The sequence below is a fragment of the Variimorphobacter saccharofermentans genome (assembly GCF_014174405.1).
Lineage (GTDB): Bacteria > Bacillota > Clostridia > Lachnospirales > Lachnospiraceae > Mobilitalea > Mobilitalea saccharofermentans.
Map to the genome: position 1 here is coordinate 1,923,039 of NZ_JACEGA010000001.1, position 25,600 is coordinate 1,948,638.

17 protein-coding genes and 1 other annotated feature are annotated in these 25,600 nt (G+C 37.8%); of the genes, 14 read left to right on the forward strand and 3 right to left on the reverse strand.

The genetic code is table 11. From position 1 onward, the window contains the following. Window positions 1–251: 251 nt before the first annotated feature. From rpsO to H0486_RS08485, 9 genes are all read left to right on the forward strand, one after another. Window positions 252–518 carry a 30S ribosomal protein S15 gene (gene rpsO / locus H0486_RS08445; protein WP_267023590.1) on the forward strand — a complete coding sequence of 89 codons (267 nt, stop codon included), beginning with the start codon at window positions 252–254 and terminating at the stop codon, window positions 516–518. Between the two features lie 200 nt (window positions 519–718). Next, the gene (locus tag H0486_RS08450) at window positions 719–2,113 is read left to right on the forward strand and encodes an MATE family efflux transporter (RefSeq protein WP_228352578.1); all 1,395 of its coding nucleotides are present in this window, start codon (window positions 719–721) and stop codon (window positions 2,111–2,113) included. A gap of 440 nt (window positions 2,114–2,553) precedes the next feature. Continuing rightward, window positions 2,554–4,641 (forward strand): polyribonucleotide nucleotidyltransferase, encoded by a 2,088-nt coding sequence (locus H0486_RS08455; RefSeq protein ID WP_228352579.1) that lies wholly within the window; start codon window positions 2,554–2,556, stop codon window positions 4,639–4,641. Between the two features lie 440 nt (window positions 4,642–5,081). Beyond that, the gene (locus tag H0486_RS08460; RefSeq protein WP_228352580.1) at window positions 5,082–6,281 is read left to right on the forward strand and encodes an LCP family protein; all 1,200 of its coding nucleotides are present in this window, start codon (window positions 5,082–5,084) and stop codon (window positions 6,279–6,281) included. A 166-nt stretch (window positions 6,282–6,447) separates the two neighbouring features. After that, window positions 6,448–7,704, forward strand: coding sequence for a M16 family metallopeptidase (locus tag H0486_RS08465; RefSeq protein ID WP_228352581.1), 1,257 nt, complete (start codon window positions 6,448–6,450; stop codon window positions 7,702–7,704). A 145-nt stretch (window positions 7,705–7,849) separates the two neighbouring features. After that, the gene (locus H0486_RS08470; protein ID WP_228352582.1) at window positions 7,850–8,530 is read left to right on the forward strand and encodes a TIGR00266 family protein; all 681 of its coding nucleotides are present in this window, start codon (window positions 7,850–7,852) and stop codon (window positions 8,528–8,530) included. A gap of 466 nt (window positions 8,531–8,996) precedes the next feature. Beyond that, window positions 8,997–9,200: a binding site (T-box leader), on the forward strand. Between the two features lie 256 nt (window positions 9,201–9,456). After that, a complete protein-coding gene (thrS, locus tag H0486_RS08475) occupies window positions 9,457–11,415 on the forward strand; it encodes a threonine--tRNA ligase (RefSeq protein WP_228352583.1) in 1,959 nt (652 codons plus the stop codon). Window positions 11,416–11,617: 202 nt separating this feature from the next. After that, window positions 11,618–12,892, forward strand: coding sequence for an O-acetylhomoserine aminocarboxypropyltransferase/cysteine synthase family protein (locus H0486_RS08480; protein WP_228352584.1), 1,275 nt, complete (start codon window positions 11,618–11,620; stop codon window positions 12,890–12,892). Between the two features lie 323 nt (window positions 12,893–13,215). Then, on the forward strand, window positions 13,216–15,537 hold the full coding sequence (locus tag H0486_RS08485; RefSeq protein WP_228352585.1) for a bifunctional diguanylate cyclase/phosphodiesterase: 2,322 nt from the start codon (window positions 13,216–13,218) through the stop codon (window positions 15,535–15,537). A gap of 11 nt (window positions 15,538–15,548) precedes the next feature. Here H0486_RS08485 and H0486_RS08490 read toward each other — a convergent pair whose 3' ends face one another. The 3 genes from H0486_RS08490 to H0486_RS08500 all read right to left on the reverse strand — a co-directional run bounded on the left by H0486_RS08490 (window position 15,549) and on the right by H0486_RS08500 (window position 19,042). Beyond that, window positions 15,549–16,439: an SPL family radical SAM protein gene (locus H0486_RS08490; protein WP_228352586.1), complete on the reverse strand. Its 891-nt coding sequence runs from the start codon at window positions 16,437–16,439 to the stop codon at window positions 15,549–15,551. Window positions 16,440–16,541: 102 nt separating this feature from the next. After that, window positions 16,542–17,450 (reverse strand): helix-turn-helix transcriptional regulator, encoded by a 909-nt coding sequence (locus tag H0486_RS08495; RefSeq protein WP_228352587.1) that lies wholly within the window; start codon window positions 17,448–17,450, stop codon window positions 16,542–16,544. A 227-nt stretch (window positions 17,451–17,677) separates the two neighbouring features. Continuing rightward, window positions 17,678–19,042, reverse strand: a complete 1,365-nt coding sequence (locus H0486_RS08500; RefSeq protein ID WP_228352588.1) for a PQQ-dependent sugar dehydrogenase — start codon at window positions 19,040–19,042, stop codon at window positions 17,678–17,680. 106 nt (window positions 19,043–19,148) lie between these two features. Between H0486_RS08500 and H0486_RS08505 the strand changes: the two genes are divergently transcribed. From H0486_RS08505 to H0486_RS08525, 5 genes are all read left to right on the forward strand, one after another. After that, window positions 19,149–20,225 carry an aromatic acid exporter family protein gene (locus H0486_RS08505; protein ID WP_228352589.1) on the forward strand — a complete coding sequence of 359 codons (1,077 nt, stop codon included), beginning with the start codon at window positions 19,149–19,151 and terminating at the stop codon, window positions 20,223–20,225. A gap of 113 nt (window positions 20,226–20,338) precedes the next feature. Further along, a complete protein-coding gene (locus H0486_RS08510; RefSeq protein WP_408647628.1) occupies window positions 20,339–21,118 on the forward strand; it encodes a ClpP family protease in 780 nt (259 codons plus the stop codon). A gap of 39 nt (window positions 21,119–21,157) precedes the next feature. Beyond that, a complete protein-coding gene (locus tag H0486_RS08515; RefSeq protein WP_228352591.1) occupies window positions 21,158–21,391 on the forward strand; it encodes a YlzJ-like family protein in 234 nt (77 codons plus the stop codon). Window positions 21,392–22,002: 611 nt separating this feature from the next. Next, a complete protein-coding gene (locus H0486_RS08520) occupies window positions 22,003–24,639 on the forward strand; it encodes an FtsK/SpoIIIE family DNA translocase (RefSeq protein ID WP_228352592.1) in 2,637 nt (878 codons plus the stop codon). 6 nt (window positions 24,640–24,645) lie between these two features. Next, the gene (locus H0486_RS08525; RefSeq protein ID WP_228352593.1) at window positions 24,646–25,521 is read left to right on the forward strand and encodes an ATP-grasp domain-containing protein; all 876 of its coding nucleotides are present in this window, start codon (window positions 24,646–24,648) and stop codon (window positions 25,519–25,521) included. Window positions 25,522–25,600 lie beyond the last annotated feature (79 nt).

Consider the following 25,600-nt stretch of genomic DNA (forward strand, 5'->3'; position numbering starts at 1 on the left):
CATATTCGCATGAGACTTACAAAAGCAGTAATGTGTTCTTCTGTCTGTGTGTGAGGTAAGTCACAATCACTACCTAGTATATCTTGTATCAGCCCATTCAACTCGCTAATATAAATTAGAATTCAAAATTTTGTTTACAATAATAAAAGAATATGTTAATATACCTAGGTACAGATGAGCCATTACTCAGAATTTGGACACTCCGACCTTTTTCTTGGTATTAGGCGTTTAATTGAAAGGAGAATTTTATTATGATTAGCAAAGAAAAAAAACAGGAAATCATCAAGAATTTCGGAAGAACACCTGAGGATACAGGATCTCCGGAAGTACAGATTGCACTATTAACTGAAAGAATTACAGAGTTAACAGAGCACTTAAAGAGCAATAAGAAGGATCATCACTCCAGAAGAGGACTTCTTAAGATGGTTGGTCAAAGAAGAGGCTTACTTGAATACCTAAAGAAGACGAATATCGAAGGATATCGTGAACTGATTGAACGTTTAGGTTTAAGAAAATAGTAAAATTCGATTTGATTATGCTGTCCCTTATGCAGCTGTGCTGAAAAGGGGCAGCTTTTTCTAACGTTATTTTCATGCATAACAAATAGGAGTAATTATAGGACCAGTTATTAAGGTAAACTAGTTATAAGGATGATATGGATAATATGAGAAAAGAAAGGCTGTATATAACAATGTTATAAACAGAATGGGATATCGACATGAAGCAATTACGTACTATAATGAATGATAGAGAATTCGTTAAAAAAGCTTTAGCAATTACCATTCCGGTAGCGTTGCAAAATATGTTAAATAATTTATTGAATTTAGTAGATACCTTAATGATCGGTCAGCTGGGAGATACTTCGATTGCTGCCGTTGGACTCGCTAACAAACTGTTTTTTGTGTTTTGTCTACTGATGTTCGGTGTATGCAGTGGTTCGAGTATACTTGCTTCCCAATATTTCGGAAAAAGAGAAATGTGGAACATTAAAAGAGTGCTTCGTATCTCGCTGATACTTGGTATAGGAGGTTCATTCCTGTTCATGATCCCGGCACTGATCGCACCGGAATTAGTGATGCGAATTTTTACACCCCAGGCTGGTACCATTGCCATCGGTTCAGCATACTTAGTTATTGTTGCAATCAGTTATCCGCTTACAGCAATAACGAATGCATATGTTGCGATCCTACGAAGTATGAATTATGTTGTTCTTCCGGTTATTATTACATCCGTTTCAATCTTAGTAAATGTGGTTTTGAATTACGGTCTGATATTCGGAAAATTAGGATTACCTGAGATGGGAGTGGCAGGAGCGGCACTGGCAACTTTAATTGCCAGAATTGTAGAGTGTGTTTTACTTTTGATTATCATTTACAGATATAAAGCTGGTGATGGTGGAATTGGTGATTTTGTTCATCAGAAATATATAAAAGTAAAAGGGAATTCATTGTTTCAGAAGGAATTTATAGTAAGATATTTTCGTACTGCTTCTCCGGTAATTATTAATGAATTTATGTGGGGGCTTGGTGTCACTATGTATGCCCTTGTCTATGGAAGAATGGGAGATGAGGCGACGGCTGCTATTACGATTACGAGTTCGATGGAGCAAATTGCATCGGTGTTTTTCTTCGGAATATGTCACGCAGCAGCGGTAATCCTTGGTAATGAATTAGGTGCAAATCGATTAGAAAAAGCGAAAGAGTATGCTAAGAATTTTATCTTTATTCAATTTTTAGTATCTGTGGTGGGTGCAGTTCTATTATTCTTTATGAAGGATTCAATTATCGGACTGTTTCAGGTGTCAGAGATTGTATCGGAGTATATCCGGTTAAGTGTCGTTGTCTTTACTCTTTATATGCCGCTGAGAATGTTGAATGCGTTATTCATTGTGGCTGTTCTGCGAAGTGGTGGGGACACGGTTGCATCGCTGTTTTTAGATATCACTGGAGTCTGGTTCATTGGTATTCCTATGGCAATCATCGGTGGTTTGGTATTACAGTTACCGATTTATATTGTATATGCAATGATATCAATGGAAGAAATATATAAATTGATTCTAAGCTATATACGATATCGTCAGGGAAAATGGGTAAAAAATATTGTAACTGAATAATTTACGAAATATTCAGCCTTTATGAATGTATCAGAATATTTGGGTGATGTATCAGTGAAATGCTTTCTATTATGCATTACACGGCATCACCCGTATTTTATACTACAGATATCTAATAAATTAATCATTGAATGACTAAGAATCAGGTTATCGGTGGATAATGTTAATATAAATCTTATTATTTCAATGTGTACCTATTATATACAGCTTTATGAATCGTAGCAGTGAATGAGTGGTGGCATGATTAAAAAAAACGGTAGCATGTTGGAAATAATTATGCTATAATAATAAAGTTAGAGTGATTGGGGGACAACCCGAGACTACTGAAAAGGTTATCGAAGAATGTAATTCGGTAGGTTTTTCAGTTGTTTCGGTTCCTCCGACTCTGAAAAATTGTGATTTTATGTAAATCATGGATATTATGAAAAGGAGAACAGAGTATGTACAAAAGTTTTTCAATGGAATTAGCCGGAAGAACCTTAACCGTTGATATCGGTAGAGTTGCTGCGCAGGCTAATGGTGCTGCATTTATGCACTATGGTGATACAGTTGTACTATCAACAGCGACTGCGTCAGATAAACCAAGAGAAGGAATTGATTTTTTCCCTTTAAGTGTTGAATATGAAGAAAAATTATATGCGGTTGGTAAAATACCCGGAGGATTTATAAAAAGAGAAGGAAAGGCATCAGAAAATGCAATTCTTACCTCCCGCGTTATTGACCGTCCTATGAGACCCTTATTTCCAAAGGATTATCGTAATGACGTGACCTTGAATAATTTGGTATTATGCGTTGACCAGGACTGCTCACCTGAATTGACTGCTATGCTGGGCTCAGCAATTGCAACCTGTATTTCGGACATTCCGTTTGATGGACCAACAGCCTCTACAATGGTTGGTATGGTAGATGGTGAATTTGTATTCAATCCCACCTCAGCGCAAAGAGAGAAGTCCACATTAGCACTAACCGTTGCATCAACCAGAGAAAAAGTAATTATGATTGAAGCAGGTGCAAATGAACTTCCAGAAGATAAAATGATTGAAGCAATCTTTGCAGCTCATGAAATGAATAAGAAAGTAATTGAATTTATTGATACTATTGTAGCAGAATGCGGTAAGCCAAAGCATGATTATGTTAAGTTTGACACTCCTCAGGAGTTATATGATGATATGGTTAACTTCATTACACAGGAGGCAATGGAAGAGGCTGTATTTACCGATGTAAAGCAGGTTAGAGAAGCAAATATTAAAGAAATTACAGAACGGTTAACTACTCGTTATGAGGAGATGAACCCGGATTGGCTTCCATATCTGAGTGAAGCAGTATATAAATTCCAGAAAAAGACCGTACGTAAGATGATCTTAAAAGACAAAAAACGTCCGGACGGAAGAGGTATGACTGAAATCAGAAAATTAGCAGCGGAAATCGATGTATTACCAAGAACACACGGTTCTGGTATGTTTACCCGTGGTCAGACTCAGGTGCTTACAATTACAACCTTAGGTGCGTTAGCAGAGACACAGAGACTGGATGGTATCGATGAGAATGAAACCGGCAAGAGATATATGCATCACTATAATTTCCCTTCTTACTCTGTGGGTGAAACCAAACCTTCCAGAGGCCCGGGCAGACGTGAAATTGGACATGGTGCACTGGCTGTGAGAGCGCTCGTTCCAGTTCTTCCAAGTGAAGAGGAGTTCCCTTATGCAATCCGTACCGTATCCGAGGTATTAGAATCGAATGGTTCCACATCCCAGGGTAGTATCTGTGCCTCCACGTTATCCTTAATGGCTGCCGGAGTACCGATTAAGGCTATGGTTGCAGGTATATCCGTAGGTCTTGTAACTGGAGATACCGATGATGATTATATTATTTTAACTGATATACAAGGTTTGGAAGACTTCTTTGGAGACATGGACTTTAAGGTAGCAGGAACTCATAAGGGTATCACTGCAATTCAAATGGATATTAAGATTCATGGCTTGACCAGAGAAATTATTGAAAAAGCCATCTACAGAACGAAAGAGGCTAGAACCTATATTCTTGATGAGGTTATGGCTCCTGTCATTTCACAGCCGAGACCTGAAGTTGGTCCTTATTCACCGAAGATTGTACAGATCAAGATTGATCCTACTAAGATCGGTGATGTGGTTGGACAGAGAGGTAAAACAATTAATGCTATCATTGAACAGACTGGTGTTAAGATTGATATAACCGATGACGGTGCAGTATCCGTATGTGGTGTAGATAAAGAAAGCATCCAGAAAGCTGTAGAAATGGTTAAGATGATAGTTACCGACTTCGAAGAAGGTAAAACTTATACTGGTAAGGTTATCAGTATTAAAGACTTTGGAGCATTTATTGAGTTTGCACCAGGAAAAGAAGGCATGGTTCACATTTCTAAGATTGCAAAGCATAGAGTCGAGCATATAGAAGATGAGCTGACCTTAGGTGATGTTGTGACGGTTGTATGCCTTGGTCAGGATAAGATGGGACGTATTAGCTTTAGTATTAAAGATGTTCAATAACAAGAGCTGAAGTGATGAATACGTAACGATTAACAGGGAACTATGACTTACTTCACACACAGACAGAATGACAGATTGCAAATTTGTATATATCAGACGAACTTAATAGTTCGCCTCATCCATACAAATTTCACAATAAGTTCTTCTGACAGTGCATTATGGTAAGTCATAGTTCCCTGGTGTTACATTACGCATTCGTCCCATTATTGCACTTGAAAGCATATATTTAATTTGAAATATTTCTTGAAGGAAAAGAATCAGACGGTTTGCTGTCTGATTCTTTTCCTTTTTGTGGGAGAGTGTTAATAATGCAAGAAATAGCGAGTACGAAATATTATTTTTGTTAATGTATTTTATAGATTATAAAAAATGGGTATGCTAGTATTATTAAATGTAAACATTTAACATTTTATTAATTTATCTGATAAGGAGCATTAAAAATGGATCAAAGAGATAAAATAAAAAAAGTGATAAGACTGATTGTGATATGTTTCGCATCCATTTTGATCATCGGATTGTTTTCCACCTATATGCTGTTTCATAATTATATTAGCAAAATAAATATTGCAAAATCAAAAGAACTGGAGCCATCTGAACTCCTCACGGCTCAGGAGAAAATAACGGAATCGTTAGTGGAAGATACACCATTTATAAAGAATGAAACAGAGTACAAGGACGAAGTACTGGAAGCGGTGGATAATAGTAATGTTCTGAATCCGGAAGAAGAGACGGAAGCAATGGCTTTCGATGAGGAGTTGTCCGTATCTGAGACTACTAACAGGGAAATTGAAATGCTGGAAGCTGCAATTGAGAAAAATAGGAATAGTGATGTAGAAGTATTACATGATAAAAAGGTCCTGAATATTCTGCTGATCGGCAGCGATACCAGGAATATCAACGAGCGCGGCCGTTCCGATACGATGATTCTTATTACGCTCAATAAGAATACGAAAAAAATCATAGCAACCTCCTTCTTACGTGATATTTATCTCAGCATCCCTAACCGTAAGAATAATCGTCTAAATGCTGCATTTGCTTATGGTGGTGCAGATCTGCTGATGGATACCATGGAGCAAAACTTTAAGATTCAAGTGGATCGATATATAATGGTGGATTTTTATTCATTTATTGATATTGTTGATACGATCGGAGGAATTACAATGGAGATCGAAGAGGAGGAGCTTGATGATCTTAATCGCATCATACGGGGATTAAATGTAATATTGAAGGATGAGAAGGATTCCGATCAGATACCTGCAGCTGGAAAATGCGTATTGAATGGGAAACAGGCTCTCAGTTATGCCAGAAATCGAACTACCGGAAACGGGGATTTTGAAAGAACAAATCGTCAGAGAAAGGTACTAACCGCTATATTCAATAAAGTAAAGAAGCAGGACATTCTGATTCTAAATAAATTACTTAATATTATCCTTCCAAAAGTAACCACCAACTTTTCTGAGGTTGAAATCCTTGAGCAGTTATTATCATTTCCGTCCTATATCGGATATGATCTAGAGCAATGGAGCATTCCCATGTCAAATACGTATTCTAATATTAAAATCGAGAATATGTCAGTATTAGGTATTGATTTTGATATGAATATTGCGGAGATAAAAAGGCGTCTATATAGTACAAAATAATCTATGTTTCGATACAATGTATTCTATTTCATGCTTGAAGGTGTGAAGAATGTTGTAAACTGAAGGGTGGTATGGTAGAATCAAGACATATTAATACGAATATGAGCGGTTAACAGAAAAGATAAACTTATTATAATATGCATAATGAAAAAGAGAGGGACCTCCTATGACAAATATTAATCAGTTATCCAATCGTATCACCGTCATTACCGAAGTATTGCCTTACTTAAAGAGTGCTTCCTTTGGAGTTTGGGTTAAAGCAGGTTCCGCTAATGAGAATGAGAATAATAACGGAATAGCTCATATCATTGAGCATATGCTGTTTAAAGGGACAAAAACCAGGGATGCCAAGCAAATAGCTGATGAAATGGCTAAAATCGGTGGCAATATGAATGCATTCACCAGCAAGGAATGCACATCTTATTATGCCACTACATTAAGTGAGCACCTGCCTATAGCGATTGATATTATAGCAGATATGCTAAATAATTCACTGATTGATGAGAAAGCGCTTAAGAAAGAAAAGGGAGTTATTCTTGAAGAAATTGATATGTACGATGATTCACCGGAGGATCTTGTTCATGAAATGCTTCAGCAAAGGGTGTGGAAGGATCATCCTCTGGGATATATGATTTCCGGAACCAAGAAAATTGTACGCAGAGTTACGAGAGAACAGATTCTGGATTTTATGGATACTTTTTATGTTGGTGAGAATATATTCATATCTGTTGCTGGTAATTTTAATGAAAAGGATATACTAAAGCTATTGGAAGATAAATTCGGTATGATAAAGGCTAAGAGTACAAAGATAAATCAAAGCCTGAGAGAACCAGAATATCATCGAGTACTCTGCAATAGGGATAAGGATATTGAACAGCTTCATTGTAACATTGCTTTTAACTGTATATCCTATCTATCACAGGAACGATATATATTATCCGTATTAAATTCCATACTGGGTGGCAGTATTAATTCAAGATTGTTTCAGAAAATCAGAGAAAATAGTGGGCTGACGTATTCTATATACTCATATGGAAGCTCCTATCGAAATACTGGTTTATTTCATATATATGCTGCTATGAATCCCATGCAATTAAGCACAGTTGTCAGAAAAATATATATGATTATTAAGGAATTGAAGAAAAAAGGGGTTACATCGGATGAACTAAGCATGACAAAGGAGCAAATCAAAACAGAATTGATTCTCGGCAGTGAAAGTACGAAAAGCAGAATGAATTCCAACGGAAAATCCTTTATGAATCGCGGCAGAGTCGTACCCTTGGAAGAACATATTGCAAATATTGATAATGTGAAGCTGAGTGATGTGAAAGAATTTGCTAACCAGTATTTAGATCTTTCTAATGCTTCAATCTCTCTGGTGGGAAATATAAAAGAAGTTAGTTTAAAGGAGTTTGGATTTTAATAAAAGGTCACAAATATAACCATTATGAGGAAAAAAATTACTTGAATACTTTCCCAAATAATACTATAATTGTCGTTAATGGGAGAATTTTATTACTTAATAGAATTCTTTCATGAAATATAATAGAATGGGAGGAAACACAAAAATGAGGTACGAAATAATAGGGGAACCATTGCCTGTTGTTACATGTTATGTTAATGCAGGCGAAACACTGATTACGGAAAGAGGCTCAATGAGTTGGATGAGCCCAAACATGAAGATGGAGACATCAACTAATGGCGGTATTGGAAAAGCATTAGGAAGAATGTTCTCAGGAGAAGCTATTTTCCAGAACAAATATACTGCTGTTGGTGGGGAAGGAATGATTGCGTTTGCATCCAGCTTTCCTGGTTCAATTCGCGCACTTGAAATCACTCCTGGTAACTCCATGGTCGTTCAAAAATCAGCTTTTCTTGCATCTGAGACAGGAGTTGAATTATCCGTTCATTTCCAGAAGAAGTTTGGAGCAGGCCTCTTCGGAGGAGAAGGCTTTATCATGCAGAAGCTATCCGGTAACGGTATTGCTTTTATTGAAATCGATGGTAAGGCAGTTGAATATGAATTACAACCAGGACAGCAGATGGTTATAGATACCGGATATCTTGCTGCTATGACAGAAAGCTGTAAGATGGATATCCAAAAAGTTCCCGGTGTCAAGAATATGCTTCTTGGTGGAGAAGGAATCTTCAATACAGTAGTAACCGGACCTGGAAAGATTATATTACAGACCATGCCGGTTAGCAATGTAGCAGCTACCCTTCGTCCTTTTTTACCTAGTGCTAAATAATTAGATTAAATCTTTATAGAATTTTATTACATAACTGTGGGCTGTAGCATAATGTATCAACAGGGATTTATGACTTACCTCACACACAGACAGAAGTACAAATTGCTGAACTCTGTATGTCTCAGACGAACTTAATAGTTCGTCCTATCCATACAGAATTCAACAATATTGTTCTTCTGACAGTGTATTATGGTAAGTCATAATCCCTGCATACACATTATGCCACAGCCCTATTTCTATAATAAGAAATTCTGAGAATTTCTTATTATAGAAATATCCTTAAGGTGGGATGCACCTCTTTGTGGTTAAATTAGGTTTGACTAGAGCCATAATACTATAGTATCGGAGCCCAATCAAATCCTAATGCAACTATACGCAATCGAATCTTTTCTTGTGTCTTGACAATAATCAGAAGAATGATATAATTAACCCTATATTAAGCTTTAAGCATAATAAGTAATATAATATGAACACGTTGAAGAGAAGAGTAATATGTGGAGCATTACAGAGAGAGATATGATTTGGTGTGAATATCTTATTAGGAAGCATATGAAAACTAACTCTGAGTGGCCCCAATCCGGTCCGGTGATTCCGTTATCAATCGAATGAAGTGGGTGTCATACACCAATAAGGGTGGAACCGCGACGTATAGATTACGCTCGTCCCTTTCGGTTTGCAAAATAAGCAGGTCGGAAGAGATGAGCTTTTATTTTGCAAATAGAGCTTAGGTAAAGATAGAGATTAAATAGACAATTGCAAAACGAAATAATTGAAGTAATTGTGTATACAGTGGATACATGTTCCGAAGCAAACCATAGCGGAGGGAGCGGGTTTGCGTAGGAATATGTATCTGTAAAATACACAATTAGGATATTTTCCGAGTTTGCAATTGCCTATAGAGATTTAATTATGAAAGGAGAAGCATTATGAAGATTACATTAAAAGATGGATCTATGAAAGAGTATGAGAAATCCATGACAGCCTATGAGATCGCATGTGACATTAGTGAAGGGTTAGGCAGAATGGCATGTGCAGCTGAATTAAATGGTAAGGTGGTGGATCTTCGAACCGTAGTGGACATGGATTGCGATTTAAATATATTGACCTTTAACGATGAGGCAGGTAAGGCGGCATATCGCCATACAACCTCCCATGTTCTTGCTCAGGCTGTAAAACGTCTTTATCCCAATGCCAAATTGGCTATTGGACCTTCTATCGATACTGGTTTTTATTATGATTTTGATATTGAGCCATTGGATCGTGCCGCACTGGATGAAATAGAGAAGGAAATGAAGAAAATTATTAAAGAAGGTAATGATTTGGTTCGTTTTACCTTACCTCGTGCAGAAGCAATTGCTCTTATGAAGGAGAAGGATGAGCCTTACAAGGTGGAATTAATTGAAGATCTTCCGGAAGATGCAGAGATATCCTTCTATCAGCAAGGAGATTTTGTTGATCTATGTGCAGGACCTCATTTGATGAGTACTAAGGGTATTAAAGCCATCAAATTAATCTCCTCCTCAGGTGCATACTGGAGAGGTTCTGAAAAGAATAAGATGCTGACTCGTGTATATGGTACTTCCTATACCAAGAATGCCGAATTGGAAGAATTCCTTGCGCATTTGGAAGATATTAAGAAACGTGATCATAACAAATTGGGTCGTGAGATGGAATTGTTTACTACAGTAGATGTCATTGGACAGGGACTCCCTCTGATTATGCCAAAGGGCAATAAAATCATCCAGACTATGCAAAGATGGATTGAGGATGAAGAAGAAAAACGTGGCTATGTCAGAACCAGAACACCATTTATGGCAAAGAGCGACTTATATAAGATCTCCGGTCACTGGGATCATTATAAGGAAGGCATGTTTGTTCTTGGAGATGAGAAGGTGGATAAAGAAGTATTTGCTCTTCGTCCTATGACCTGTCCGTTCCAGTATTATGTGTATAAAGCAAGCCAGAAATCCTATCGTGATTTACCAATCAGATATGCTGAAACCTCTACCTTATTCAGAAATGAGGATTCTGGTGAAATGCATGGATTAACTCGTGTTCGTCAGTTTACGATTTCAGAAGGCCATTTAATCGTCCGTCCGGATCAGATGGATGAAGAATTTAAGGGCTGTTTGGATCTGGCAAGATATTGTCTGGTTACCTTAGGACTCAATGATGATGTTACTTATCGTCTGTCAAAATGGGATCCTAATAATAAAGATAAATATATCGGTAGCGAAGAAGTGTGGGAGGATACACAGAATCGAATCCGTCAGATATTAAATGAGTTGGGAATACCATTTACGGAAGCAGAAGGGGAAGCTGCATTCTATGGTCCTAAGGTTGATATTCAAGCAAAGAATGTATATGGAAAAGAAGATACTATGATTACCATTCAATGGGATGCGATTTTAGCAGACCAATATGATATGTATTATGTGGACCAGAATGGCGAAAAGGTTCGCCCGTATATTATTCACCGTACCAGTATGGGATGCTATGAAAGAACCCTGGCTTGGTTGATTGAAAAGTATGCCGGATTGTTCCCGACCTGGTTATGCCCGGAACAGGTTCGCGTACTTCCGATATCAGAAAAGTATCATGATTATGCAAATAAAGTAAAGGAAGAGCTGCAGAAGAATAATGTTCTGGTAACGGTGGACGAGAGAGCAGAGAAGATTGGCTACAAGATTCGAGAAGCAAGACTGGATCGCATTCCTTATATGCTAGTCGTTGGACAGAAGGAAGAGGAAGAAGGAGTAGTATCAGTAAGAAGTCGTTATCTTGGTGATGAAGGACAAAAGCCTCTGAATATCTTTATTGATGAAATCTGTAAGGAAATTAGAACAAAAGAAATTCGCAAAATTGAGGTCGAGCAGAATAACTAATTACCAGACCTTTAAATACAGATAGGTAATTGCGAAACTTAATAATTGTGGCGATTGTGTACAGTGGATACCATGTTCCGAAGCAAACCATAGAGTAAGGAGTGCTTTGCGCAGGAATATGTAACTGCTGTATACATAATTAAGATATCTTCAGAATTTCGCAATTGCCTATTTTAATAAAGATAGTGGGAGGATGAAAGGAATGTCGAATTACCATATTGAAACCAAATGTATTCAGGAGGGATTTAAGCCTGGGAATGGGGAACCCAGAGTGCTTCCGATTTATCAAAGCACCACATTCAAATATGATTCCAGTGAACATGTGGGAAAGTTATTTGATTTGACAGAGGAAGGCTTTTTCTATACAAGACTTGCAAATCCTACGGTTGATAGTGTGGAGAGAAAAATAGCCGCATTGGAAGGGGGCATCAGTGCGATGTGTACCTCTTCCGGTCAGGCAGCGAATTTAATAGCTGTTATTAACATCTGCAATGCCGGAGATCATATGATTGTCTCTAATGCAATCTATGGAGGTACGATTAATCTCTTTGCGGTGACTCTAAAACGTATGGGAATTGAAGTGTCCTTTGTGAATCCGGACGCATCTTTGGAGGAGTTGCAGAAAGAGGTTAAGGAGAACACAAAGCTTGTATTTGCAGAAACAATTGCGAATCCTACATTGATTGTTACAGATCTTGAGAAATTTGCTACATTAGCTCATAACAATCAAATTCCTCTCATCATAGATAATACCTTTGCTACACCGATTAATTGCAGACCCTTTGAATTTGGAGCAGATATTGTTACTCATTCTACATCAAAATATATGGATGGGCATGCGGTAGCTCTTGGTGGAGTAATAGTTGACAGTGGTAATTTTAACTGGGATAATGGTAAATTCTCTGGTTTGTCCACTCCTGATGAATCCTATCACGGTATGGTATATACCAGAGATTGTGGAAAGAATGCATATATCACAAAGGCGAGAGTACAATTGATGAGAGATCTAGGTTCAGCACCGACACCGAATAATGCATTTTTGCTCAATCTGGGGCTTGAAACCTTGCATCTTCGAATGGAACGGCATTGCAGTAATGCATTAAAGGTTGCTGAATATCTTGAGAAAAATGATAAGATTGCCTGGGTTAATTATCCGGGATTAAAGAGTAATAAATATTATGATTTGGCTCAAAAATACATGCCGAAGGGTTCCAGTGGTGTAATTTCTTATGGAATTAAGGGTGGCAGAGAAGCAGCTGTGAAATTCATGGATAGCTTGAAGCTTGCAGCGATTGTAGTACATGTGGCAGATGCGAGGACAGGAGTGCTGCATCCTGCTAGTACGACACATCGTCAGCTTAGTGACCAACAACTGTTGGATGCTGGTATTACACCTGATTTGATTCGTATGTCCATAGGAATCGAGAATGTGGATGATATCATTGCGGATATCGAACAGGCACTTTCTTCTTTATAAGTGGTTTGGTAAAGAATTCATCATATGATCAGAGTTTCTCTTATTCAGCTTTGCTGTATAGGAGAACTCTGATCATTTTTTACATTCCAGTTTACCCTAAAGTCCAAAATGTTAAAAAAATATCATAATACTCATAAATTGCACTTTTATAGTAGACACTGGAAGAAATTTGAATTATAATATATTTACATTACAAAATGTTACATAAAAAGACGAAATAATTCTTTTTTCGGTAATAAGTAATTCCTTTACATTATGTCACAATCATTTCAGGAATTGGTATTAAGACTACAAATTATTTATTTGCTAAGTGAGGATAACGAATGAAAAGTATCAAAACAAAAGCAATGATAGTAGCCACATGTCTGATTCTGATTTGCATGTCTGCATTCGGTGCGAATACCTATGTCCATTTCCGAGCAATCCTAATTGATGAAATCAATAATGCAGTAGTAAGAATAGCGGATGAATCTGCAGAGTATCTTACGAATTATATCAATCAGTTTCTCATGCCACTTAATGCTATTTCCGAGCATGAGTATATTCAGAGTATGGACTGGGAGAAGCAAAAGGATATCCTCATGTATCAAATAAATCCATATTATCAAAGTATTGCGTTGGTGGATACCAATGGAATTGCCCGCTATGTGGATGATTCTGAATTAGATCTAAGTGATAGAACCTATATAAAGAATACTCTATCGGGAAAGACATCGTTTTCTGAAGTGATTATCAGTCGAAAGACGAATCAACCGGCCATCATGGTAGGTGTACCCATCCGTCAGGGAGAAGAAATCAAAGGGGCCTTAATTGCAAGACTGGATGTTGACTTCCTGGCTGATTTTGCCTTAAGTCGGGGATATGGTAAGAATGGCAGAGCTTATATAATAAGTGAAGAGGGGACCTTAATATCCAGAAATAATGATGAGATTTTATCGGACAGCTATAATCTGTATGAATTGGCATCGGAAGATCAACGATATGAGGCCTTCGCCAGGTATGTGAAGGAAAGTCATGAGAATTCTTCCGGTTATGGTTCCTATAAGTATGATGGTAAGCAGATTCTCATGGGATACGCTTCTATAGAAGAGACAAATTGGAAAATCTATATCGGGACCTATGAAAAGGAAGCATTGAACGGTCTCACCGGCTTGCGCAGGACCATGTATATTGGATTACTGATATCGGTTCTATCGAGTATCCTGGCATGTTGGATATTTATTTGTAAGCTTGTGAAGCCAATCCTTGAGATGGATCATTTATTTGCAAAAGGAGCCAAGGGAGATCTTACCATTCGTATCAAATCCAAATCCAGGGATGAACTGGGTAGACTCGGTAACAGCTTTAACCGATTGATGGATAAGATTAAGACATTAACCTATTTTGATCCATTAACATCGCTTTTGAATCAGTATGTTCTCGAAAAGGATTTGGATATTCTGATCAAAAAAGAAGAACCGCAGGATTTCTCCTTAATCATGGTTGAAATTGATAAGTTCAATTTCCTTAACGAGACCTATGGCTTTACAGTAAGTGATATTGTACTGTGTGAAACGGCTAGAAGAATATTATCCTGTATCGACGAAGAGGATCGTGTTTATCGTTATAAAGGTGACGAATTTGTAGTATTAATCAGAACTTGTACAGAAGAGAATATCATTCTTCAAAAAGCACAGGAACTATTAGCTTCAATAAAAGATTGCTATATTATAGATGGAAAAACCATAGATATTAATTTTAATATTGGAGTATTCCGGTGGTATGAGGATACTCATACGGTAACACCGTTAAAAGCATTAACTCAAGCTAAAAATTATGCGAAATATATGGGAACTAACCAGTTCCAGTTATATAACAAAGAGATACATGAAAAACTCATGACTATGAATGAACTGCAGGCTGATATTTTGACGGGATTGGAGAAGAATGAATTCTTCCTAGTATATCAACCCTTATTCTATATACAGGATGAAAGAATAGCTGAAATAGAAGCTTTAATTCGATGGAAGCATCCAGAGAAAGGATTGCTGTATCCAGATCGATTTATAGAGCTTGCGGAACAGGCAGGAACTATCATTAATATTGATTATTGGGTACTGGAAACTGCTTGTAAGCAGCTTAAAAGTTGGCGAGATCGTAATCAAAAGCCCGTATTACTATCAATCAATATATCAGCAAAGTCCTTTGAGACAAAGAGCTTTGTACCCGATATTACAAGTATAATCAATCAGTATGAAGTTAATCCTGAATATCTTCAGCTTGAAATCACGGAACGTATGGTAATAAAGAATGTGGAGGAAAGTATACAAAAGCTTTGTCAATTAAGAGATATGGGTATTAGGGTAGCAATTGATGACTTTGGTATCGGTTATTCGTCACTCAGTTATATTGTACGATTACCGATTGACAGCATCAAAATTGATAAATCCTTTGTACAAAATATTACCTCCAGCAAGGAATCAAAGGCAATCGTAACCACCATCATTAACTTATGTAAGATTTTAAGATTAAATGTAATTGCAGAAGGAATCGAAAGTAAATTTGAGTTAGATTACCTGAAATCGAACCAGTGTGAGATTGGTCAGGGATATTATTTCTCCAAGCCAGTACATATTGAAGAAATCGAACGACTTCTCATGGAATAGCTATAGGTATATTACTGGAAGAGGGATAGCTGCTGATATTGATATTTTTTCTTGTAAGCAGCTATAATCTCTTCCATTTTATATAAGATTCCGAGCTTTTTGCATTCCTGGGCAAATAAAGGATACAGCTTTGGTGAATTAGGACTGTGGCATACATAGGAAGAGCCGTATAAACGAACATAAGTCTGCCTTAAGGATAATTCAGGAAACAATTCATCCAGCTTTTGATACAGATATTCTCTTTGCCCATTTCGTAAAGATAAACCAAACATTGGATAAATGAATCTAGCTCCGCTGTTTTTGGCGGCATGTATGATTGCCATAACATTATCCATGGTATCTGTCAGGCCAGGTAATAGGGGCATCATAAGAATACCAGTAAAAATACCAGCCTCGGATAACTCTTGAACTGCTTTGAAGCGTCTTGAGGACACACATGCTCCCGGTTCAATTTTACCTGCCAGTTCATCGTCTAAAGTAGTTATCGTAATTTTACAGATAGCGGGAGAATGACTTTGAATTCGTTGTAACAGGTCAATATCCCTGCAGATCAGATCGCTTTTTGTAGCAATCGAAATACCAAAATGATATTCATCAATATATTCTAACGCTTGTCTGGTTAATCTATGTTTCTCCTCGAAGGGATTATAGGGATCACTCATAGAGCCGGTACCGATGACACCCGTTTTAGTTTTCTTTCTAAGCTCATCCCTGATTAATATTACTGCATTTTCTTTGGCACGAACTGTATCAAAATCCTGTATCTGATAACAGTCACTTCTACTGTCACAGTAGATACAACCGTGACAACAGCCTTTATAAATATTCATATTATAATCTGTTCCGAACCAAGAGGTGTTCTGAGTGCGGCCTATAATGGTTTTAGCGGGTATTGTCTGCATAATTTCCCTCCAGTTATTAACTTATTTTATCTTTGATTTGCCTTTGCCATCGACCATGATAAAGTGCATCTTTGGTATGTTTATTAATATGACATCAGTATGTCATATATTATATTTTTTTAGTACCTTCTGATATCTATGAATAATTTCCTCACGCAAGAAAGCAGGTTCGATAACTTCAATGTGATCCTCATAGGACATGATATAGCTATAAAGCCATCCCCTATCTAACAAATCCGAATGGATCAGAAAGGCTCCATCCTCTTTTCTCTCAATAGCTTCCGAAGGAAATTCATCATAGATTCGATATGCCATTTCAGCATCGATTTTGAACACTACATGAATCAAGGAGCCGGTTTGTTCCGGATTCATGGGAAGCTGAGTATCTGGCAGTGGGGTGAATTCAAATACTTCTTGTGATACCTTTAGATCCGTCATTCTTGATATCTTAAAATAACGAAATTCCTTTTTCTCTCTACAAAAACCATATAGATACCAGGCCTGTCCTTTAAATATCAATTTTCTTGGCTCTACTGTGCGATGAGACTCCCGACCATAGGAATTAAAGTAGTGGTATTCTATGACATTTCGATTTAAAATAGCTTCCTTTAGCTGTTGAAATTTAAGGTTGTCCTCCTCTTTGTGATTCCAATAAGAAAAATCAACTTCAATCCAATCACCTGCATTATTACCAAAGAGTGAACTGAGCTTTGATAACACATGATCTGTTTGGAGATAACTGGTTGCCTGAATACCCTTCAGCGCAGTCAGAATATCGTTTTGCTCCTGCTCTGAAAGAACCGATTTGTTAAGAATAAAGCGGTCCATTAATCCAATTCCACCGCCTTTTCCTTTTGTGGCATAGATGGGGATGCCGGACTGGCAAAGTATTTCGATATCGCGGTAAATCGTTCTTTGGGAAACCTCGAAATGCTCTGCCAGTTCCTTGGCTGTTGTAGTTTTTTTATTTAATAATAGATATACGATCTCAAATAAACGGCTAATCTGCATAGTATTCTCCCTTCTGTCGACAACTCGCGAATTAAGCTCTCGCAAGCATTTAACTTCGGTAGTAGTCCTGATTTTAATTCTATCAAATAAAATATGACAATTCAACGTCATATTAAAGAATTAAGAAGAGCTGGATATTGAATCAGGCGAATAACTTAATTTATTAATAAAATAACAATTAGGTCATATACAGAAATAGCCACAACTTCAGAAAATATTAATGTGCATTATGATGTCCTGGTAACCCTCCATATTACTCCTGTATATGGGATAAAGCGGTTAGGATCCTCCAGAGTATTCAATCCGGTATCAAGAATATACATTGCTTCATCTGGACCGAAGACTACATCACTTGGCCGTCCAAATCCACCCCCTCCTGTCACATAGGATGGAAAACCAGAACGGTTCACAGCAAAGGAGGTTACGGATCCAGTAAACATATCAATTCTAGAAACCCGATGTCCGACGTTGGTGTATTGTGGTATTACATCTGTATAAGTAAAGGGCCTGATACTACCAAACTCTGCTATATATACATCACCAGGAGGTCCAAATAAACCTTCATTATCAAAATCAAACCCTACGATTGTTGCGTCAGGAGGAAATGAAGCATAGGGAGCAGGAGGAACGTTGGGATGATTTGTTAATAAAAACTGAGGTGGTTCCCCGGCTGCTGGTCGAAAAATAGTGGAGGTTACGGGCTGTCCACTGGCATAATCCGGCCAGCCGTACCAAAGACCGGGATGAAGCAAGTGAAATTCGTCCGGAGCATTTGCAATGGGTCTACTTCCACGAATATCATAGCCATTATTGCATAGGAATAATCGATTCAGCTGATCGAATTTCATATAGGAGATGCTGCGTAACCCCCATGAAACAAGCTCAAGCTCAGAACCATCAGGATTTGATCTCATTACTCCACCGGAGGCCTTGATCACTCCCTTTCGGGTCTCATATGGGATATTCATTTCTCCAAATGGGGAGAAAGCACCTGTCTGTGTTGATTCATGGGAGGCTTTTATTAGAACATTATTCGAAGTAAAATTCTGACCGTTAAGAATTATATAATCACCAGGATAATCATGAAATTGAGGGTAATCCTTTACCCATAGATTATCCGCTCCCACAACACCTGAATTAGTTGCCGTTCCTATTCCGAAATACATCTTATTATCTATATCAAATGCAACCCTGCTATTTGAATAGTCACCAAAGCTGGGTAATCCGGTAATTATGTCCTCCTGAGTACCATCCCTTCTGATTACGCTGACAGTTCCCCTATGTGCTACATAGATATCACCATTATGATATGTGATTCCAATTAACGGGATATGAAACTGATTCGATATCAATCCCAGACGACCATCGACAAGACGGGATACGGAAGGATATCCAAAAATATATCCCGAAGTAGCTATGATCATCTCACCCTCATCCGTAAATAGAAGACTGGAAGGCTCATTTAACCCCTCTGCATATACTTCTATGGTAAAACCTGGTGGTAAGTTGATATCCTCCGGGTTCAAATACCGGGTAACTGTTCTTTCTTGATTACAGGCCTTGATATACTGGTTATAATAATTATCATCCATCTTTATACTTACCTATCTCAATATTCTGCATTGGTATAATATATGATGTTGATTTCAAACTAATTCTTTGGCATACTGTAATAAATAATGAATAAGGAGGAGGATTATGAGTATAAAGAAATTATTAAAGTCGGTGAATTTATTATTTCTGTTAAAAGTCGGAATAGGATCAGCGGTATCCATTCTACTTGCTGAGAGTATTGGACTATTATATAGTCCTTCTGCCGGTATCATTACGCTTTTAACCATTCAGAATACCAAGAAGGAGACCATAGCGCTTGCTATTAAAAGAATGGTAGCTTTTTTCCTTGCAACAGGAATTATCTATTTGCTGTTTCAAATGATTGGATATACAGCTGTTGCTTTTGGTGGATTTGTTATAATCTTCGTTGCACTTTGCTTTCTTTTTGATTTAAAGGAAGCAATTTCTATGAATGCTGTATTAATGACGCATTTTCTTATTGAAAAGAGGATGGATATTCCTTTACTTCTTAATGAAATATCGCTCTTATTAATAGGTATGGGTATTGGGATCGTTATAAATCTGATTATGCCGAGATATCGACAAAAGATAAGAACTGAGCAGCATAAGCTGGAGGAAGAGATGAAGATGGCGTTGTATTCCTTAGGAGAGTTATTAAGGAATAAGGACAGTTGTCTGATACAGGGGACTGCAAATAGTCAGATACCGAATAGGGATGTACAATACAAGCTTTCCCAAATAAATGCGGAAACACTGGACGTTCAATTTCATCGATTGGAACATTTACTGGAGGAACTCTTAAAAAGTGCATATGAGGATGCGGGCAATACATTACTTAACAATACCAGATATCTTGTATCATATTTGGAAATGAGGAAGCTTCAGATTGGTGTATTGAAGGAAATAAGAAAGCATATCGACCTTATTCCCGTGCTGTTAAATCAGACATTTCCCATAGCTGATTTTTTTGATAAAACAGCAGAATCCTTTCATGAAATGAATAATGTGATTGGACTCCTTACAAAGCTGGAAGAACTTCATCAGGGATTTAAAAAAGACACATTACCGATAACCAGAGAAGAATTTGAATATCGCGCAATCCTATATCAGATTTTAAAGGATATGGAGTATTTTCTTATGATAAAACGTAATTTTATTCTGGAGCTTGAAAAAAAGAATATGAAATCCTATTGGTCATAATCGAATAAAACCAATGATCCTTTTACATAATATCATTAGAAAAGAATCGGCCTCAATTTTATGTGGCATAGACAGAAAGAAAAGGAGCAGCCATGCAGAAAGAAGATAAATTAATGGAAGAGGATCAGGATCAAACTCATCAAAAGGATGATAATAGTAGAGAGGATAAGGAACGAAAAACACCAAAGGATGAGGAAAATGAAAAGGTCATAAAGGAAAACGAGAATTTAAAGGATCAGAAAATAAGTGAGTACGGCCAGACGGTTCTGGAAAACGGAAATAATGAACATAAAATACATCTATTGTCCGTCATCGGAGAGATTGAAGGACATGAAGTACTTCCCCAGCACAATAAAACAACAAAATATGAGCATGTCCTTCCTCAATTAGCTGCCATTGAAGACAGTACTGACATAGACGGGTTATTAATATTAATCAATACCGTTGGAGGGGATGTAGAGGCAGGATTGGCAATTGCTGAGATGATTGCCTCCCTAAGTAAACCTACGGTGTCCTTGGTTCTTGGGGGATCACACTCTATAGGAGTACCGCTAGCAACATCAGCAGACTATAGCTTTATCGTACCAACAGGAACTATGATAATTCATCCTGTCAGAATGAATGGAACGGTTATCGGGGTAACACAAACCTTTGAATATTTTGAAAAAATACAGGACCGTATCATTCGATTCGTAGTGTCCCATTCGAAAATAGAATATGAACATTTTCGAGGATTAATGCTGGATACAAAGCAGCTGGCGAAGGATGTAGGGTCCATTCTGGTAGGTGCTGAGGCTGTGGAAAAGGGTATAATTGATGAAGTCGGAGGAATTAAGGAAGCACTGAATAAAATCAATGAATTAATTGATGCGAAAAAAGCGGAAAGCTCTTAATGAGCCACATAGACAGCTAAGGAAGGAGGGTGATCCCAAATGCTCTATACGGTAATGCCACTGGAGCGTATCTATTCGAACCGAAATGAAGCAATTCCGAAAGACAAAACAATGATACCGACGGAAGCGGAATATAAAGAGATTAGTTTACCCCATGGAAGAATTGTTACCAGGAGAGAAGGGGACAGTTATATCATCGAAAGAATAAACTCCACCGATATGAAGGACTACCTATGTGATGAATATTCCCCTGGAAAAAAGTATTATCATTAAATCATTATAATGAAAAACTTCAGATACCTTTGATTACCTATAGAATTCAAATAAATCTAATAAGAGTCTTCCGACTCTTTTCATAATTTACTAAAATAATCTATTGATAGCAGGTGATTTCTCAGAAAGAGTCACCTGTTTTTATTTTTCCTGAACTGATTTAAACAGGATTGGAGCTGGATTCATCTAGATGGGTATACACATGACTTGGTACTTGGATTCTGTAATATAGAGAACTCTATGTAACACATAAGTACCGATAGGATGTGAGCGAGCACAGGGAGTGTATATTTATAAATAGCGGGGCTCTATTATGGACGGTACTTGGACTCTGTGTTCAGAGTCCTATGTACCGTGAAGAACCGCTAGAATAGGTGGGAATATATCCATAACGGAGCATTTGCACTAGTCGGTACTTAGGCTCTGTATTTTAGAGCCTTATGTACCGTTACTAAATGCAATTAAGCGCGAGCGGCTCCGTGGCGGATATATTCCCACCTAGATTCAGCGGTTCTTCATAAACAGTATTCTTTATTTTGACTTGCATATCATTTTTAGGAAAGGTATAATGAACTGTGGGAATATTATTGTAATGGAGGATTTGATAGCAAATGGCTCCCAAATCGAAAACGAAAAAACGAGCAAATACACAAAAGAAGAATTATAATAAAGAGAGACAAAAAAATGTTAAAGAAAGCGGTGCTATTCAGGATGAGATTATCCTGGTGATTACATTAGTTGTCTCAATTTTATTATTCTTAAGCAACTTTGATTTAAGTGGGAAAGTGGGTAAGTATGTAAGCGGCTTTACCTTCGGTGTTATTGGAATGGAAGCCTATATATTACCCTTTATTATATTTTTTCTGACTGCGTTTCATCTCTCGAATGTAGGAAGCAAGAAAGCCGGACGTAAAATAATTAGTGTGATTGTATTCTTTGTTGCACTATCTGCTTTGCTGCAATTAATTTCCATGGGATCCTATGACGGGACAATCAAGATTTATGAATATTACACCATTTCCTCCAAAGAACGGATCGGTGGTGGAATACTCGGTGGTATTCAGGTAATGATATTATGCGGTTTATTTGAAGAGGTTGCCACATATATCATTTTAATTTCTGTTATGCTGATTTCGTTTATTGTGATCTCTGGTAAAGCAATATTCACATATATTGCAGGCAAAAGTAAGGTATCATATGAAGAAAGAAAGGAATATCAAAGGCTTCGTAGAGAAGAACAGGAAGAACTTGAGAGAAGGATGCCTGCCCACGATCAAGGGAGAAGACCGCCAAAGACCTTTATATTGGATCCATCAATACAGACGGCAGGTCCCACTGCGAAAGGAAAATCGACAGAGAATGCTGCCGTGGTTTCGATGAATGATCGAAAGGCTAGGAAAGGTCAGAAAGTTGAGAATACGGAAAAGCCTTCTTTTAATTTTCATACTCTATTTGAAGGACATGCACATAATGTTACGGAAAAAAGCAATCAATCACTTGAGCAGACTGGTCCAATTCCTCTATATGAGGAAGAACTCCGGAATAAATTCGGCACCGATTCTATGGATTTTGAAGAAGAACCGGTAGAAATAGATACCAGTACTCCTTATATCAAAACTCCTGAAATAGAGAATATATCATTCTCAGATCCTGTTGAACCAGTTCCGGACATGACTACAGACGTAGTACCACCGGAACAACATTCCGTTAAACAACAGGAAAAGATTACGAAAAGTACTACAGAAGTAGAAAATATAGAAATTGACCAGACATCCAAACAAAAGGAATATATCTTCCCGCCAACTAATCTACTTGCAGCTCCAAAGATGAAAAGTAACAAAGGCGTATCCCCTGAAAGAGAACTGAAGGAAACGGCGATGAAGCTTCAGAACACACTGGAAAGCTTTGGAGTACATGTTACCATAACAAATGTAAGCTGTGGTCCTGCGGTTACCCGTTATGAGCTTCAGCCAGAACAGGGTGTTAAGGTAAGTCGAATTACCGCACTGGCGGACGATATCAAACTGAACTTGGCTGCGGCAGATATAAGAATTGAAGCGCCGATTCCCGGTAAAGCGGCAGTCGGTATCGAGGTCCCTAATAAAGAGAACTCGATGGTTGCCTTTAGAGAGCTTATAGAAAGCAGGGAATTTACCGGACACCCATCGGATATTGCATTTGCAGTAGGTAAGGATATCGGAGGACAGACGATTATTACGGATATTGCCAAGATGCCACATCTATTAATCGCCGGCGCTACCGGTTCCGGTAAATCAGTCTGTATCAATACTTTAGTAATGAGTATTTTATATAAGGCGAAGCCCTCCGATGTGCGATTAATCATGGTGGACCCTAAGGTGGTAGAGTTAAGTGTCTATAATGGAATACCACATTTGCTAATACCGGTAGTCACAGACCCCAAAAAGGCTTCAGCAGCATTAAACTGGGCCGTTATGGAGATGACGGAGAGATATAAGAAATTTGCTGATGCCGGAGTAAGAGACCTGAAAGGATATAATGAGAAGGTAGCTCAGGTAGCACACTTAAATGATGAAAGCTGTCAGAAGCTTCCACAGATTGTAATTATTATTGACGAGTTAGCGGATCTTATGATGGTTGCTCCAGGAGAAGTGGAGGATGCTATCTGTCGTCTTGCCCAGATGGCAAGAGCAGCCGGTCTGCATCTGATTATAGCTACACAAAGGCCTTCGGTTAATGTAATAACAGGATTAATTAAAGCAAACATTCCTTCAAGAATTGCCTTTGCGGTATCCTCTGCCATTGATTCCAGAACCATTCTTGATGGTTCCGGAGCTGAGAAGCTGCTTGGTAAGGGTGATATGCTGTTTTTCCCTTCCGGATATCCAAAGCCAGTTCGTATTCAGGGAGCATTTATATCGGATAAAGAGGTAAGCTCCGTTGTTGAGTTTTTAAAGAAGAACAATAATGAAGCCCAGTATAGTGATGATATTCATGAGAAAATAAATAATGCGAAGCCTGGTGAAACATCACTTAGTGGTGGGGATGACAGGGATGAATATTTTGCCGAAGCAGGAAAATTCATTATTGAAAAGGATAAGGCATCCATTGGTATGCTGCAAAGAGTATATAAGATTGGATTTAATCGTGCTGCAAGAATTATGGATCAGCTTGCCGAAGCAGGAGTGGTTGGGCCGGAGGAAGGAACGAAACCCAGAAAGGTACTGATGACCCAAGAGGAGTTTGAGCAGTATCTGGAGGAGTATTAGAATACGATGAAGGGCATATTGGTAATTAACGAATTTTTACGTACAAATAAGTTCAATGAAATTCACAATTGGCTTCTGGAAGCAGCTAAGCGCCAGAATATTGAACTTCAGATTAAGACGAATGCGGAGATCATGATTGATATTGCAGGAAACAGTAAGCCACAGGAGGAGCGAGTTGCGGATTTTGTTCTTTTCTGGGATAAAGATATTAAGCTTGCATATTATTTGGAGCAATTAGGCTATCCGGTCTTTAATTCCTCGAAGGCCATTGAAATCTGTGATAACAAAGCCTTAACCCATTTGACCTTAATGAATGCCGGATTACCAATGCCAAGAACAATCGTAGCTCCGTATACCTTTGCGAATATTGGTTATACGAATTATATTTTCCTTGATAACATAGCGAAATCGCTGAGCTTTCCAATTATCATAAAAGAAAGCTTTGGCTCCTTCGGACAACAGGTCTACCTGGCGAAAAATAAAGAAGAACTGAAACAAAAGGTAAAAAAACTCGGAACGAAATCAATGATTTTTCAGGAATATATTGCATCCAGTTATGGCAGGGATATTCGATTACAGGTAGTGGGGAATAAAGTAGTGGCTGCCATGTATCGATATTCCGAAGAGGGGGACTTTCGTGCGAATGTAACCATTGGAGGTAAAATGAAGCCCTATCAGCCAACAATGACAGAATGTGATCTGGCAATACGTTGCTGTGAAATAATAGGGCTCGATTTTGCCGGAGTTGATATATTATTCGGGGAACAGGGAGAACCTATCCTCTGTGAAGTGAATTCCAATGCCCATTTTAAAAACATATATGATTGCACAGGTGTTAACGCAGCGGATTATATTATTTCACATATTAAAAGTAAGCGATAGAAAGTACACTTTACGAACTTCCTATTAAAAGTATATAAATAGAAAATACGCTTTGTAAATTATCTATTGTCATGAATTG

What these genes read in the sequence shown, in the direction of transcription:
- H0486_RS08460 (WP_228352580.1), top strand. Translation starts at nt 5,082, where the DNA reads ATGGATCAAAGAGATAAAATAAAAAAAGTGATAAGACTGATTGTGATA.
- H0486_RS08480 (WP_228352584.1), top strand. Translation starts at nt 11,618, where the DNA reads ATGTCGAATTACCATATTGAAACCAAATGTATTCAGGAGGGATTTAAG.
- H0486_RS08450 (WP_228352578.1), top strand. Translation starts at nt 719, where the DNA reads ATGAAGCAATTACGTACTATAATGAATGATAGAGAATTCGTTAAAAAA.
- rpsO (WP_267023590.1), top strand. Translation starts at nt 252, where the DNA reads ATGATTAGCAAAGAAAAAAAACAGGAAATCATCAAGAATTTCGGAAGA.
- H0486_RS08520 (WP_228352592.1), top strand. Translation starts at nt 22,003, where the DNA reads ATGGCTCCCAAATCGAAAACGAAAAAACGAGCAAATACACAAAAGAAG.
- thrS (WP_228352583.1), top strand. Translation starts at nt 9,457, where the DNA reads ATGAAGATTACATTAAAAGATGGATCTATGAAAGAGTATGAGAAATCC.
- H0486_RS08490 (WP_228352586.1), bottom strand. Translation starts at nt 16,439, where the DNA reads ATGCAGACAATACCCGCTAAAACCATTATAGGCCGCACTCAGAACACC.
- H0486_RS08505 (WP_228352589.1), top strand. Translation starts at nt 19,149, where the DNA reads ATGAGTATAAAGAAATTATTAAAGTCGGTGAATTTATTATTTCTGTTA.
- H0486_RS08500 (WP_228352588.1), bottom strand. Translation starts at nt 19,042, where the DNA reads ATGGATGATAATTATTATAACCAGTATATCAAGGCCTGTAATCAAGAA.
- H0486_RS08470 (WP_228352582.1), top strand. Translation starts at nt 7,850, where the DNA reads ATGAGGTACGAAATAATAGGGGAACCATTGCCTGTTGTTACATGTTAT.
- H0486_RS08495 (WP_228352587.1), bottom strand. Translation starts at nt 17,450, where the DNA reads ATGCAGATTAGCCGTTTATTTGAGATCGTATATCTATTATTAAATAAA.
- H0486_RS08465 (WP_228352581.1), top strand. Translation starts at nt 6,448, where the DNA reads ATGACAAATATTAATCAGTTATCCAATCGTATCACCGTCATTACCGAA.
- H0486_RS08485 (WP_228352585.1), top strand. Translation starts at nt 13,216, where the DNA reads ATGAAAAGTATCAAAACAAAAGCAATGATAGTAGCCACATGTCTGATT.
- H0486_RS08455 (WP_228352579.1), top strand. Translation starts at nt 2,554, where the DNA reads ATGTACAAAAGTTTTTCAATGGAATTAGCCGGAAGAACCTTAACCGTT.
- H0486_RS08510 (WP_408647628.1), top strand. Translation starts at nt 20,339, where the DNA reads ATGGAAGAGGATCAGGATCAAACTCATCAAAAGGATGATAATAGTAGA.
- H0486_RS08515 (WP_228352591.1), top strand. Translation starts at nt 21,158, where the DNA reads ATGCTCTATACGGTAATGCCACTGGAGCGTATCTATTCGAACCGAAAT.
- H0486_RS08525 (WP_228352593.1), top strand. Translation starts at nt 24,646, where the DNA reads ATGAAGGGCATATTGGTAATTAACGAATTTTTACGTACAAATAAGTTC.